10 protein-coding genes and 2 pseudogenes are annotated in these 13,542 nt (G+C 61.0%); 4 read left to right on the forward strand and 8 right to left on the reverse strand.

Annotated elements, in window-relative coordinates:
* From GJU48_RS11850 to xylB, 3 genes are read left to right on the forward strand one after another with little or no spacing between them, the layout of a single operon-like run.
* A complete protein-coding gene (locus GJU48_RS11850; RefSeq protein ID WP_094950534.1) occupies positions 1-933 on the forward strand; it encodes an ABC transporter substrate-binding protein in 933 nt (310 codons plus the stop codon).
* Between the two features lie 21 nt (positions 934-954).
* Positions 955-1,947 (forward strand): LacI family DNA-binding transcriptional regulator, encoded by a 993-nt coding sequence (locus tag GJU48_RS11855; RefSeq protein ID WP_094950533.1) that lies wholly within the window; start codon positions 955-957, stop codon positions 1,945-1,947.
* 16 nt (positions 1,948-1,963) lie between these two features.
* Positions 1,964-3,592, forward strand: a complete 1,629-nt coding sequence (gene xylB / locus GJU48_RS11860; RefSeq protein WP_256671231.1) for a xylulokinase — start codon at positions 1,964-1,966, stop codon at positions 3,590-3,592.
* 89 nt (positions 3,593-3,681) lie between these two features.
* Here the strand turns inward: xylB and GJU48_RS11865 are convergent.
* Positions 3,682-3,798 (reverse strand): annotated as a pseudogene (locus GJU48_RS11865) (queuosine precursor transporter); the annotation flags it as partial.
* A 205-nt stretch (positions 3,799-4,003) separates the two neighbouring features.
* Complete coding sequence (locus GJU48_RS11870; protein WP_094950531.1) at positions 4,004-4,447, reverse strand: Lrp/AsnC family transcriptional regulator; 444 nt, start codon at positions 4,445-4,447, stop codon at positions 4,004-4,006.
* Between the two features lie 109 nt (positions 4,448-4,556).
* Here GJU48_RS11870 and GJU48_RS11875 point away from each other — a divergent pair, with 109 nt between their 5' ends.
* The gene (locus GJU48_RS11875) at positions 4,557-5,462 is read left to right on the forward strand and encodes a DMT family transporter (protein ID WP_094950530.1); all 906 of its coding nucleotides are present in this window, start codon (positions 4,557-4,559) and stop codon (positions 5,460-5,462) included.
* On the opposite strand, the gene GJU48_RS11880 is transcribed toward GJU48_RS11875, so the two are convergent.
* The 6 genes and pseudogenes from GJU48_RS11880 to GJU48_RS11900 form a co-directional block, all read right to left on the reverse strand.
* The gene (locus tag GJU48_RS11880) at positions 5,440-7,419 is read right to left on the reverse strand and encodes a peptidase U32 family protein (RefSeq protein ID WP_094950586.1); all 1,980 of its coding nucleotides are present in this window, start codon (positions 7,417-7,419) and stop codon (positions 5,440-5,442) included. The genes GJU48_RS11875 and GJU48_RS11880 overlap by 23 nt on opposite strands.
* An 80-nt stretch (positions 7,420-7,499) precedes the next feature.
* Complete coding sequence (locus GJU48_RS11885) at positions 7,500-7,871, reverse strand: RidA family protein (RefSeq protein ID WP_155295994.1); 372 nt, start codon at positions 7,869-7,871, stop codon at positions 7,500-7,502.
* A 71-nt stretch (positions 7,872-7,942) separates the two neighbouring features.
* Positions 7,943-8,062 (reverse strand): annotated as a pseudogene (locus GJU48_RS25210) (hypothetical protein); the annotation flags it as partial.
* Positions 8,063-8,251: 189 nt separating this feature from the next.
* Complete coding sequence (locus tag GJU48_RS11890) at positions 8,252-9,121, reverse strand: isocitrate lyase/PEP mutase family protein (RefSeq protein ID WP_094953879.1); 870 nt, start codon at positions 9,119-9,121, stop codon at positions 8,252-8,254.
* A 139-nt stretch (positions 9,122-9,260) separates the two neighbouring features.
* Positions 9,261-12,344 (reverse strand): efflux RND transporter permease subunit, encoded by a 3,084-nt coding sequence (locus GJU48_RS11895; protein WP_155295995.1) that lies wholly within the window; start codon positions 12,342-12,344, stop codon positions 9,261-9,263.
* 9 nt (positions 12,345-12,353) lie between these two features.
* Complete coding sequence (locus GJU48_RS11900; RefSeq protein WP_094953652.1) at positions 12,354-13,541, reverse strand: efflux RND transporter periplasmic adaptor subunit; 1,188 nt, start codon at positions 13,539-13,541, stop codon at positions 12,354-12,356.
* Position 13,542: the final 1 nt, after the last annotated feature.

The raw sequence follows: 13,542 nt of genomic DNA on the forward strand, positions 1-13,542 counted from the left end.
ATGAACCTTAAACGCCTGTTTCCCGTTATTGCCTTGGCTGCCTTGATGTCAAACGCCGTGCAAGCCCGTGAACTCAAAGCCCTGGGCATTAGCATGGGCTCGCTCGGCAACCCGTATTTCGTGACCCTGGCCGACGGCGCCACTGCACGAGCCAAAGAGCTGAACCCCAACGTCAAGGTGACCTCGGTGTCGGCCGACTATGACTTGAGCAAGCAATTTTCGCAGATCGACAATTTCATTTCGTCCAAGGTTGACCTGATCCTGCTCAACGCCGTCGACCCATCGGCCATGGCCTCGGCGATCAAGAAAGCCCGCAGTGCCGGCATCGTCGTGGTGGCCGTGGATGTGGACGCCAAAGGCGTGAATGCCACGGTGCAAACCGACAACGTTGAAGCCGGCAAGCTGGCCTGCCAGTTCCTGGTGGACAAGCTGGCGGGCAAGGGCAATGTGATCATTCAGAATGGCCCGCAAGTCACCGCCGTGACGGACCGCGTCAAAGGTTGCAAGGCTGCATTGGCTTCGGCGCCAGACATCAAGGTGCTGTCCGATGACCAGGACGGCAAAGGCTCGCGCGAAGGCGGCCTGAACGTGATGCAGGGCTACCTCACGCGCTTCCCGAAAATCGACGGCCTGTTTGCGATCAACGACCCGCAAGCGATTGGCAGTGATTTGGCGGCCAAGCAGCTCAAACGCAGCGCCATCCTCATCACCTCGGTGGACGGTGCGCCGGATATCGAGAATGCACTGAAGACTGACACGCAAATCCAGGCCTCTGCCAGCCAGGACCCGTGGGCCATGGCGCAGACAGCGGTGAATGTGGGCAATGACTTGCTCAATGACAAAGCCCCGGCCGAAGCGGTTATCCTGCTTACGCCAAAACTGATCACCCGCGACAACGTGGCTACTTACAGCGGCTGGTCGAGTAAACATTGATTCACTGAAGAGGAAAGCGTCGTGGTCACCATGGATGACGTGGCAAGCAGGGCGGGTGTGTCGACGTCGACTGTGTCCCACGTGTTGAACGGCACGCGCAAGGTCAGCCCGGCCACGGTGCAGGCGGTACAGCGCGCGATCGCCGAGTTGGGTTACATCCCCAATACCCTGGCGCGCTCGCTCGCCCGTTCGAGCACCAGCACGATAGGCGTGGCGATCTCGGCGCTGTCCAACCATTACTTCAGTGAAACCGTGCACGCGATTGAAACTGAATGCGCCAAGCACGGTTACATGATGCTGTTTGTCGAGCCCCACGACGACCCGGAGCAGGAGCTGCGGGTGGTCACAGCGCTGCATCATCGGCGCGTCGATGGGATTCTGCTGGCACCGTCCACCGGCACGAAGGCTCTGGAATATTTGCAGGCCAATCAAGTGCCGACGGTACTGGTGGACCGCATGATGAGCGCGCAGTTTGACCAGATCGGGGTGGAGAATACCCAGTCGACCCAGGCCCTGATCGCGCACTTGATTGAGCACGGGCACCGGCGTATTGGCTTTATTGCCGGGCGTGCGGGGCTTGGCACGACCGATGAACGCGTGGCGGGTTATAGGGCTGCCTTACAGGCGGCTGGTTTGGTGTTTGACCCGCAGTTGCTGGTCAACGGCGGCTCCAGCAGTGAACCGGCACGGGCCGCGACTGCGCAGTTGCTGGCCTTGGCAGCACCGCCGACGGCGATCATGGCAGGCAATAACCTGATGACGCTGGGCGCCATGCACGCCCTGCGTGACGCGCAGATTGAGGTGCCGAGGCAGATCGCCCTGGTGGGCTTTGATGATTTTGACTGGGCGGATTTTTTCGTGCCGCGCCTGACCTTGATTGCTCAACCGGTCAAGGAGCTGGGCGCGCTCGCGGTACAAATGCTGCTGCAACGCATGGCCACGCCAGCCGCGCCGGTACACAGCGTGCGCCTGGCGCCGAGCCTGCAATACCGTAATTCATGTGGCTGTATTTGATCGGAATGAACCACGTATGAGCAGTCCTGTTTCCCTCGGTATTGATCTGGGCACGTCGGAACTCAAGGCGATCCTGATGGACGCCAGCGGCGCCGTGTTGGCCCATACCGGTGTGCGCCTGAGTGTTTCCCGGCGCCATAGCGGCTGGTCTGAACAGGCGCCGCAAGATTGGTGGCAGGCTTGCTTGCAGGCGCTCGACCAGTTGCGCACACATGAGGCTTTCAGTCGTGTGGCATGCATTGGATTGTCTGGGCAGATGCACGGGGCGGTGTTGCTCGGGGATGACAACCGCGTGTTGTACCCAGCCATCCTGTGGGACGACTCGCGCGCTGTCGCCCAAGCGCAACAACTCGGCCCAGGCTTTGCCGAGGTCACCGGTAGCTTGCCGATGGCCGGGCTGACCGCGCCGAAACTGCTGTGGCTGCAACAGCATGAGCCCGAGGTGTTCAAGGCGATTGCCTGCGTGCTGTCGCCCAAGGATTACCTGCGCTTGCGCTTGAGTGGTGAGCGCATCAGCGACATGTCCGATGCCGCCGGCACACTGTGGCTGGATGTGGCGCACCGTCAATGGTTTACCCCGATGGTACGCGCCACCGGGCTTGCACCTGCGCAGATGCCCCAGCTAGTGGAAGGTGGCGCGGTGGCAGGGCGCGTGACGGCAGCCGGGCTGGGCCTGTCGCCCGCCGTGGTGATTGCCGGTGGCGGCGGCGATAACCCGGTCGCCGCCGTCGGCATCGGCGCGATCAATGCCGGTGACGGCTTCATCACCCTGGGCACCAGCGCAGCCATTGTTGCGATCACCGATCACGCCGCCGGCAACCCGGCCAGTGCGGTGCACAGTTTCTGTCACGCATTGCCCAACCGCTGGTACACCATGGGCGCGATGCTCGCCGGCGCCAGTTGCTTGCGTTGGGTGACGCGGCTGACCGGCATGCCGGATGAGCAAACGTTACTGGACCAAGTGCAGGCACAGTTGCCGGTCGGCCAACCGGTGCCATTGGATACGCCATTGTTTCTGCCGTACCTCGCCGGTGAACGCACGCCGCATAACGACCCTTTGCTGCGCGGCGGTTTTATGAGCCTGGGCCATGACTGCACACCGGCAATGCTCGGTTATGCGGTGATGGAAGGCGTAGGGTTTGGCTTACTGGATGCCTTGCGCGCCGTGCAATCTGCGGGTGCCAGCGTGGGCGCGTGTGCATTGGTGGGCGGCGGGGCGCGTAGCGAGTACTGGGCGCAGTTACTGGCGAACATTCTGCAGCGGGAGATTTTCACCTTGCAGGGCAGTGAACTGAGTGCGTGTATTGGCGCGGCGAAACTTGGGTTTCTGGCGATTGGCGAGGGGGCGCATCTGCTGGAGGCAGGGATGCCGGTCAAGGCCAGGTATTGGCCTGACCTGGCTCAGCAGCCGGTGTTGCAAGCCCGGTATCGCAAGTTCCAAGGGTTGTTGACGGCGGCGAAGCCTGAGTCCAGCGGTAGGGGCATCCCCAATGCCGTTCAGTTGAGCGCTGATCTCTTGTGGGCGCGGGCTTGCTCGCGAAAGCGGTGGGTCAGTCAACATATGTTTGCTGGGCGACGTCATCGCGGGCAAGCCCGCTCCCACATTTTATCTTCGCTGCTTTGGGCATTGCGTTCGCTTAACTGAACGGCATTAGGGCTTGCCGCGCGTTGGGCTGCGCAGCAGCCCTAAGACCAGACGCCGCATTCTTTCTGACAAGAGGCGGCGTATTTGAATCAGGCAGCGCTGCCGGTGATCCAGCGCTTGAACAACGCGCGCGCACCATAGGCCGGCAAGATGTTGAAGAACGCAAAGCCGACTTTGATCGCAATCTGCACGTAGATTGCACGTATCGCAAGTTCCAAGGGTTGTTGACGGCGGCGAAGACGCTGCAGGCTTGAGAGACTGCCGCTTCTACTGTGGCGAACGGGCTTGTTGTGGCAAGCCCGTTCGCTACAGTAGATCAAGCCGTATGACTGGCCAACCGGCGCAGTACGCGGTCTAGCGAGGTCGTCCCTGACACAATAGCGATCCGGTCATTACGTTAGTGACACAAGATCACTCATCAACCAGCGGCGGCAATCGGCGTTTAACCGGGGTTTTCTTGACGATAGCGGTGTTGGTTTCGGCATAGGCGTTGATCCGGTCGAGCAACGTGTCCAGATGGTCCATGGTGCGCACGTGCAGCCGCGCGATAAAACAGTCCTCGCCGGTGACCTTGTCGCACTCGGTGAATTCGGGAATCGCCTGGATCTGGCGCTCCACTTCCTGCAACTTGCCCGGCAAGGGGCGGATGCGCACGATGGCCTGCAGCAGGTAGCCGAAGTGCTTGGGGTCGATATCGACCGTGTAGTGCGTCAGCACGCCGCGTTCTTCCAGGCGGCGCAGGCGTTCGCCGACGCTGGGCGAAGACAGCCCGGTGATACCCGCCAGGGCCTTGAGCGACAGACGCGAGTCATCCATCAAAGCTGCGATCAGTTTCTGGTCGATAGTGTCAATCATGCCGTGTGCCTAATAAGAAAAGGTGATTTCGAGGTTTTGCCTTTTTTAGTCGCTGGAGCCGCTGACCAGCAGATTGCCATAATTGAGCCTCACTTGAGGAGCTTCCATCGTGGACACATCTATTCGTCGCGGGTCGTGGGAAATGGTCGCCGCCATGCTGATCTCGGGCACCATTGGTTGGTTTGTGCTGGTGTCGGGTGTGTCGGTGATCGAAGTGGTGTTCTGGCGCTGTGTGGTCGGCGCGCTGACGCTGTTGCTGGTGTGTGCGTTGCTGGGCTACCTGCGGCTGGACATGCTCAGCTGGGCCAAGCTTGGGCTGGCGATGCTCAGTGGCGTGGCCATTGTGGGCAACTGGTTGCTGCTGTTCGAATCCTATTCTCGTGCTTCCATCGCGATCAGTACGGCGGTGTACAACGTGCAGCCGTTCATGTTGGTGGTGCTGGCGGCGGTGTTTCTCGGGGAAAAGATCACGCTGCAAAAACTGGCCTGGTTGAGCGTGGCGTTCCTAGGCATGTTGGCGATTGTCACCGCCCATGGCGAGCAGCAGAGCGGTGGCGGGGATTATCTGGCGGGTATCGCCCTGGCCCTGGGCGCGGCGTTTTTGTATGCGATTGCGGCGCTGATCATCAAGCGCCTGAAGGCAGTGCCGCCGCACTTGATGGCGTTGATTCAAGTGATTACGGGCGCATTGTTGCTGGCGCCGTTAGTGCCTTGGAACAGCTTGCCTGCAGCGCCCCATGCCTGGGCTGCGCTGGTCACGTTGGGCGTGGTGCACACCGGTTTGATGTATGTGTTGTTGTACGGGGCGATCCAGAAACTGCCGACGGCCATTACCGGCGCGCTGTCGTTCATCTACCCGATTGCGGCGATTTTTGTCGACTGGATTGCCTTTGGGCATCGCCTGGGCTGGCTGCAATGGCTGGGGGTTGCGGCGATTCTGCTGGCGGCAGCGGGGTTGCAGCGGGGCTGGTGGTGGCCCCGCTCCCCAAGGGCTAGTGCGTGCCCTGAAAGATGATATTTTCCGGGTCAAAATGGCCCACGCCGCTGCCTGGCTGTGGCAAGCCCAGGATATGCCCCTTGATCTTGCCCACCACGTGCATTTCGCAGGGTTTGCAGTCGAACTTCAGGGTCAGTACTTCATCGCCGTGAATCAGCTGCATCGGCGCCACCTTGGTCTTCACGCCGGTCACACCCTTGGCCTGTTTAGGGCACAGGTTGAACGAGAACCGCAGGCAGTGCTTGGTGATCATCACCGGCACTTCGCCGGTTTCTTCGTGGGCTTCGAAGGCCGCGTCGATCAGCTTCACGCCGTGACGGTAATAGAAGTCACGGGCTTTCTGGTTGTAGACGTTGGCGAGGAACGACAAGTGCGCTTCCGGGTACACCGGCGGCGGCGAGGTCTCGGCCTTGCGCCCACCGCGCGGGTGAGCCGCGACCCGCGCAGTGGTCAGCGCTTCGATCACTTCACGGCGCAATGCCTTGAGCTGCGAGTTGGGGATGAAGAACGCTTGCGGCGCGTCCAGCTCGATGTTCGTGGCGTGATACTCGGTGGTGCCGAGTTGGCCAAGCAGATCGCGCAAGGTGTCCAGCGCCTGTTCCGGCTTGTTGGCCACACCGAACGGGCCGGGCAGGGTGACGCTGGCGCTGATCCCTTCTTCGCTGGTGGCGGTCACGTGCAACTGGTCTTCGCGCAGGCGTGCCACCCAGGCCAGACCGATGCGGCGCTCGGCCGAGGTCTTGAGCAGCGCCTGTTGCCAGTTATGGTCCAGGTTGCGGTTCAGCGGATGGTTCGGGCGCAGTTGATGCAGGCCGGCAGGCATTTCATTCGGCTCGACGCGGTAGCGGTAACGCTTCTCGCCGTCTTCTTCGAACTCGCCTTTGGGTTCTGCAATGTTGGCGCGGAAACCCACCACTTCGCGTTTGACCAGCACATTGAGGCCGTCGCCGTTGGACAGCGGCTCATGAGTGACGACCTGCAAGTCGCGCTTGCCAGCTTTTTCCACCACACCCACCGGCAGGCCGGTGAAGGTTGGCGTGTCGAACGCGCCGATGTCGATCTTGCGGTCGCTGACAAAGTAGTCGGTGCTACCACGGTGGAAGGTTTTTTCCGGGTCGGGCAGGAAGAAATGCGCGGTACGGCCGCTCGAAGCGCGGGCCAGGTCCGGGCGGTCTTCGAGCACGTCGTCGAGGCGCTGGCGGTAATAGGCGGTGATGTTCTTCACATAGCCCATGTCCTTGTAGCGGCCTTCGATCTTGAACGAGCGCACACCGGCTTCGACCAGCGCGCGGATGTTGGCGCTCTGGTTGTTGTCTTTCATCGACAGCAGGTGTTTTTCAAAGGCCACGACGCGGCCTTGATCATCTTTCAAGGTGTACGGCAGGCGGCAGGCCTGGGAGCAGTCGCCACGGTTGGCACTGCGGCCATTCTGCGCGTGGGAGATATTGCACTGCCCGGAGAACGCCACGCACAGGGCGCCGTGGATAAAGAACTCGATGGCGGCATCGGTTTCATCAGCGATGGCGCGGATTTCCTGCAGGTTCAGCTCACGGGCCAAGACCAACTGCGAGAAACCGGCCTGGTCGAGAAACTTGGCACGGCCCAGGGTACGGATATCGGTCTGGGTACTGGCGTGCAGCTCGATCGGCGGAATATCCAGCTCCATCACGCCCAGGTCTTGCACGATCAACGCATCGACACCGGCGTCGTACAGCTGATGAATCAGCTTGCGCGCAGGTTCCAGCTCGTTGTCATGCAGGATGGTGTTGATGGTGGTGAACACACGGGCGTGGTAACGATGGGCGAATTCGACCAGTTGAGCGATATCGCTCACTTCGTTACACGCATTGTGGCGGGCGCCGAAGCTCGGGCCGCCGATGTAGATGGCGTCGGCGCCATGCAAGATAGCCTCGCGCGCGATGGCGACATCGCGGGCAGGGCTGAGCAATTCCAGGTGATGCTTGGGCAAGGACATAGTTTTTTTAGTCAGGCTTGTCACGGTCGAGGCGTGCATTGTAGCTCTGAAATGCCTGACCGGCATCTACCACAGGGCTATCAGGCCGAATCGCAGCGCTCTACACGCATGCCTTCCACGGCCAGTGCAGCCACACCCAAGGCCGCACGAACCGGCCATGGTTTGGCGAAAAAGCGCTTGTAGACCTCGTTGAACGCGGCACGGTCAGCCATGTCGGTGAGGTAGATGGTCAGGTGCATCACCCGGTCCATGGAACTGCCGGCTTTCTCCAGCGCGACTTTCAGCGCTTGCAGGGTGCATTCGCTTTGCACGGTGATGTCGCCCAGTTCCAGGCTGCCATCGGCGCGGGTAGGGATCTGGGTAGAGACCAGGATGCCGTTGAAGCCGACGACGTCGGAAGAAATCGAGTCGGCATCCGGATCGGGGGTGTAAGACAGGTCGTGGTTGGCCATGGGCGCCTCTGGTTAGCTGTAACAGAAAGGCGCCATGGTCCCCGAAAACTAAGGCAGGGGCAAACCTTGGGTTACACCCAACGGCGGAACAGCACGCCGGCATTCACGCCACCAAAGCCGAAGCCATTGGACGGCGCGTATTCCATCGGCATGGGCCGCGCTTCGCCGCGCACCCTGTCCAGGCCGTCGGCGAGTCCAGCTGTACGCGAGGACGGTGGCCGAATGCTGGAAGTTATTGATGATCAGCGGGCGTATGGAATTCAGCTCGACGCGGCAGATGCAATGGCATGTTGTCGCCAATCACCTGGATCGAGATCATCACCCTGAGGGGAAAAGGAGGTGGAGAGTCTGGCGACTCTCCTACGGTTTGGGGCAGGGTTTTATTCTTTCACATCCATGAACTCTTTCGCCCACGCTACATAGCTTTCCGGCAGCGTGTAGGTATGCGTCAGTTCAGTCGCGCTGAGGTTCGAGGTGCTGCTGGTCAACTTGCGTTGCGCACGCAGGCTGTCGTAAGTCGCCTTGATCGACGCAAAGTAGGCGCCATGCCCGGCTACCACAATGCGCACACCCAACGCGGCCAGGCGTTCGCTGTCATTGAGCTGCGGGTTGCCGTAGGTCACCAGCATCAACGGCACCGTGAGGTTTTCTGCGATCTTTTCAAGGTGGTCGAAGTCTTTGACGCCGACCATGCAAATGCCGTCGGCGCCGGCTTTTTCATAGGCTTTGGTGCGGGCGATGACGTCTTCGGTCGGCAACACGCCGGCGTTGGTGCGCGCGACAATCGACAGTTGCGGGTCGACCCGCGCCTCGAGGGCGGCCTTGACCTTACCGATGCCTTCCTCGACCGAAATCAGGTCGGTGGATTTACGCCCGAATTGCGCGGGCAACAGCGTATCTTCAATCGTCAGTGCCGCCACGCCGGCGCGCTCAAGCTCTTCGACGGTACGCATCACGTTCAGGGCATTACCGTAACCGTGGTCGGCGTCGGCGATGACAGGCAGTTGGGCCACACGGCCGATGCGGGTGGCCTGTTCGACGAACTCACTCAGGGTGATCAACGCAAAATCGGGTGCCGCGAGGACCTGCAACGATGCGACCGAACCGCCGAGAATACCGACTTCAAAACCCAGGTCGGCGGCGATACGCGCGGACATGGGGTCGAAGACGGAAGCGGTTTCAACGCAGATTTGTTTGGCAAGCAGTTCACGGAAGTTGCGGCGCAGTGCTGAGTGAGAAATCTTTGGCATGTTCTTTCCTGGCTCTGGTCATCGTCAAGTGACGATCAATGTCTATTCATGGTGGCGCCAGATTACCACGCACACGAACGGGGGATTATGACGTTTGAGTATGAGGCAGGCGCCGAGGACAGGGTTCATCGGTTCACGCTTAGGCGATGGACGCGCCTGCTGCACCGTAGCAGTCTGAGCCTGGGAGTGTCTGCTGAGCTTCCTGACGATGCGTTTCCCCAATAAACATATACATCGCCGGCACCATAAACAACGTCAGCAGCGTACCAATCGACAGCCCGGCAAAGATCACCAGCCCCATATCATGTCGCCCCGCAGCCCCGGCGCCGGAGGCCCACACCAGTGGCACTACGCCCAGCACCATTGCCGCCGTGGTCATCAGGATCGGGCGCAGACGCACGGCCGCTGCCTCTTCAATCGCTTCACGCTTGCTGTGGCCGGCGCGCTGCAATTCGTTGGCGAACTGCACGATCAGAATCCCGTGTTTGGTGATCAAACCGAGTAGCGTCACCAGGCCGACCTGGGTGTACACGTTGATCGACGCGTAACCCATGGTGATGAAGGCGAGGGCACCAAACAGTGCGGGCGGCACCGAGAACAGGATTACCACCGGGTCGCGGAAGCTCTCGAATTGGAAGGCCAGGGCCAGGTAAACGATCAGGATCGAGAACATCAGCAACCCGAAAAAGCCACCTGACTCTTGGATGAACTGGCGTGACTCGCCGGCAAAGTCTGAGGTGTAGCCCGAGGGCGCCACGTTGGCGAGGATCGTGTTGAGTTTGGCCAGCAGTTCGCCTTGGGCCACGCCACTGACGCCTGACAGCGTTGCCGAGTTGAGCTGCTGGAAGTGGTTGATCGATTCGGGCTGCGTCGAGGTCTCGATATGCGCAACCGTGCGTGCCTGGATCATGGCACCTGCCGGTGTGCGAATGTAGTAGTCGAGAATCTGCTCCGGGTTCAGGCGGTTGACCTGTAGCACTTGGGGTATGACTTTGTACGAGCGCCCGGCGGTCGAGAAGTAGTTCACGTAGTTGCCGCCCAACGCCGCAGACAGCGCGGCGCCGACGTCTGCCTGAGTCATGCCCAACGCTGCGATTTTTTCCCGGTCGACTACCAGACGTGCCTGGGGTTTATCCAGTTTCAAATCCATGTCAGCGAACCAGAACAGCTGTTGTTTTTGCGCTTCGGCCATCACCGCTTGCGCGACTTCATTGAGGTTTTCCACCGAATCGGTGGTGGTGATCACAAACTGCACCGGTAAACCCTGGGCGCCCGGCAACGACGGCAGCGGGAAGGCCGCAATGGTCGCGCCCGGCACCTGGTTCCATTTTTGCTGCAGGTCGAGTATCAGCTGGGCCTGGGAGCGCGTGCGATCATCCCAGGTTTTCAGCAGCACGCCGCCCAGGCCTTGGTTGAGGATGGGCAAGCCGGTGAGTTGGAACATCTGCGCGTATTCAGGCTCTTTGTTGGCGATCTGGAAGGCCTGGTCGGCAATGCGCTCCATCTGCTGCGGCGAAGCCGTCGGCGCGCCTTTGATCTGCATGAACACCAGCCCTTGGTCTTCGGTGGGCGACAGTTCACTTTTGGCGGTCATGCCACTGGCGGCGACCAGCAGGAACAGCACAAAGCCAAAGGTCACCAGCACCGGCCAGATATCCAGCCCGCCGGACAGGACGCGGTGATAACGCCCACGCAGCCAGTCAAAGTACTGGTCGAGCTTGCGCGCGAAACGGCCTTCTTCCTGCCCGGTTTTGAACAGCTTGGAGGTCATCATAGGCGACAGCGTCAATGCCACCACGGCCGACACGGTCACGGCACCCGCCAACGAGAAACAGAACTCCTTGAACAGTGCCCCGGTGAGCCCGCTGCGCAGGCCGATGGGCACGTACGCGGCAATCAACACCACGGTCATCGCGATGATCGGGCCGCCCAGTTCCCGCGCCGCGATCAGCGCGGCTTCCAGTACGCCTTTGCCTTCTTCCTTGATATGCCGGTCGACGTTTTCCACCACGATAATCGCGTCGTCCACCACCAAGCCGATCGCCAACACCAGCGCGAGCAGGGTCAGCAGGTTAATTGAGTAACCCAGCAGGTACATGATGAAGAAGGTCCCGACCAGCGACAGCGGAATCGCCACCAGCGGCACGATCACCGCGCGGAACGAACCGAGGAACAGGTAGATGACCACCGAGACAATGAGCATCGCCTCGACCAAGGTCTTCACCACCTCGTAAATCGAGGTATTGATGAACGCCGTGGAGTCATACACGATCTCGCCGCGCACGCCGGCGGGCAGTTGCGATTGCAGCTCGGGGAAGGCTTCGCGCACGCTGTCGGCGACGGTCAGGATGTTCGCGGTGGGCGCCGCCTTGATGCCGATGAACACCGAACGCTTGCCGGAAAACGCCACGCTGCTGTCGTAGCTTTCGGCGCCGAGGGTGACGGTGGCCACATCCGCCAGGTACACCAGCGCGTCGCCTTTCTGTTTGATCACCAGCCGTTTGAATTCATCCACCGTGTGCAAATCGGTGCCGGCGGTCAGGTCCACTGTCACGGTTTGCCCGCGCGTCGAGCCGACGGCAGACAGGTAGTTGTTGTTGGCCAAGGCGGTGGACACGTCCTGCGCCGTGACGTTATGCGCGGCCAGTTTGTCCGGGTCCATCCAGGCGCGCAGGGCGAACTGGCGCCCGCCGAGGATTTCTGCGGTTTGCACGCCCTGGATCGAATCCAGCTTGGGCTTGACCACCCGCACCAGGTAATCGGTGATGTTGTTGGTGGCCAGCGTGTCGCTGTAGAAGCCCAGGTACATGGCGTCGGTGGTCTGCCCCACGGCAATTGTCAGCACCGGTTCCTGGGACTGGGCCGGCAGCTGGTTCTTGACCGAGTTGACCTGGGTGTTGATCTCGGTGAGTGCCTTGCTGGCGTCGTAGTTCAGCCGCAGTGTGGCGGTAATGGTCGAGACGCCGGTGATGCTGGTCGAGGATAAATAGTCGATGCCCTGGGCTTGGGCGATGGCCGACTCAAGTGGCTGGGTGATAAAGCCGGCGACCGTGGATGCATCGGCGCCGTAGTAGGCGGTGGTGATAGTGACCACGGTATTTTCGGTGCGCGGCCATTGGTTCACCGGCAGTTCGAAGATCGAGCGCAGCCCCAGGATCAGGATGAACAGCGAGACCACCACGGCCCAGACCGGCCGCTGAATAAAGGTATCGGTAAGCTTCATGGGCCACCTTTAGTGTTCTTGAGGAGTCGGCGCGGAGTCATTCAGCGGCGCGGCGCTGTTATCGACCTTTACCGGCGAGCCATTTTTGAGCTTCATCTGGCCGCTGGTAATCAACAGATCGCCTTCCTTCACGCCCGACAAAATCGCGACCTGATCACCACGGGTCGGCCCGGTCTTGATGAAGGTTTGCTGTGCGGTGAGTACTTCCTCGCCCTTGTCATTTTTGCTCGACGTGGCGATGAACACCGTGGTGCCGTAAGGGTTGTAAGTCACCGAGGTTTGCGGAACAGTGAGGTAGCGCTGGGTGGTGCCCGAGTTGACCACCGCGCGGGCGAACATGCCCGGTACCAGGCTTTGCTTGGGGTTCTCTACGGTGGCTTCGACGGTGACATTGCGCGTGGTTGAGTCAAACTGGGTGTCGATGGTGCTGATCCGACCGCTGAAAGTTTGGTTGGACAGGCCGTCAGCCGTCACCGCCACACCTTGGCCGATGGCGATGGCCGCCAGCTGGGTCTGTGGCACGCTGAAGTCGATGTAGATCGGGTCAAAGGTCTGCAGCGTAGCGATTTTGTCGCCGGGGTTGAGGTATTGCCCGGGGTTGACGCTGGTAATGCCGATGCGCCCGGCAAACGGTGCGCGAATGGTTTTTTTCGCCACCAGCGCGCGCTGTTGTTCGGCAGCGGCGAGTTTGGCTTTCAGGTCGGCGGTGTCGGTGTCGACTTGGGCTTGGGAGATGGCGTTTACCGCCAGTTGCGCCTTGTCGCGCTTGAGCACGATGCCGGCCAGGTCGGCAGTCGCCTCCAAGGCGTGCAATTGCGCGATATCCGAGTCGGCATTCAATTGAACCAGCAACGCCTGGGCTGCCACCTCTTGCCCGGGTTTGAAGCCAATCGTGCGCACGATGCCACCGACTTCAGTGGTCACGTCCACGCCGCGCACCGCCTTCATCGAGCCCACGGCGGAAACGCTCGGCTGCCAATCGCTGAACGGCACCTGCATGGCCGTCACCACGGCGGCAGGCAGCGGCGCTTTGGATTGGGCGATCAGCGCTGAAATCTGCACGAATTTCACCCCGGCAATGATCGCGACGATCACCAGTACCACCGCGACCATGATCAGCATCGGCCGCCACAGGCGACGCTTGCGCGGTACGCCGGGCTCGGGGGGCAGGGCAGAGGCAGTCTGAACGTCAGCCATG

The sequence above is a fragment of the Pseudomonas sp. IB20 genome (assembly GCF_009707325.1).
Taxonomy (GTDB): Bacteria; Pseudomonadota; Gammaproteobacteria; order Pseudomonadales; family Pseudomonadaceae; genus Aquipseudomonas.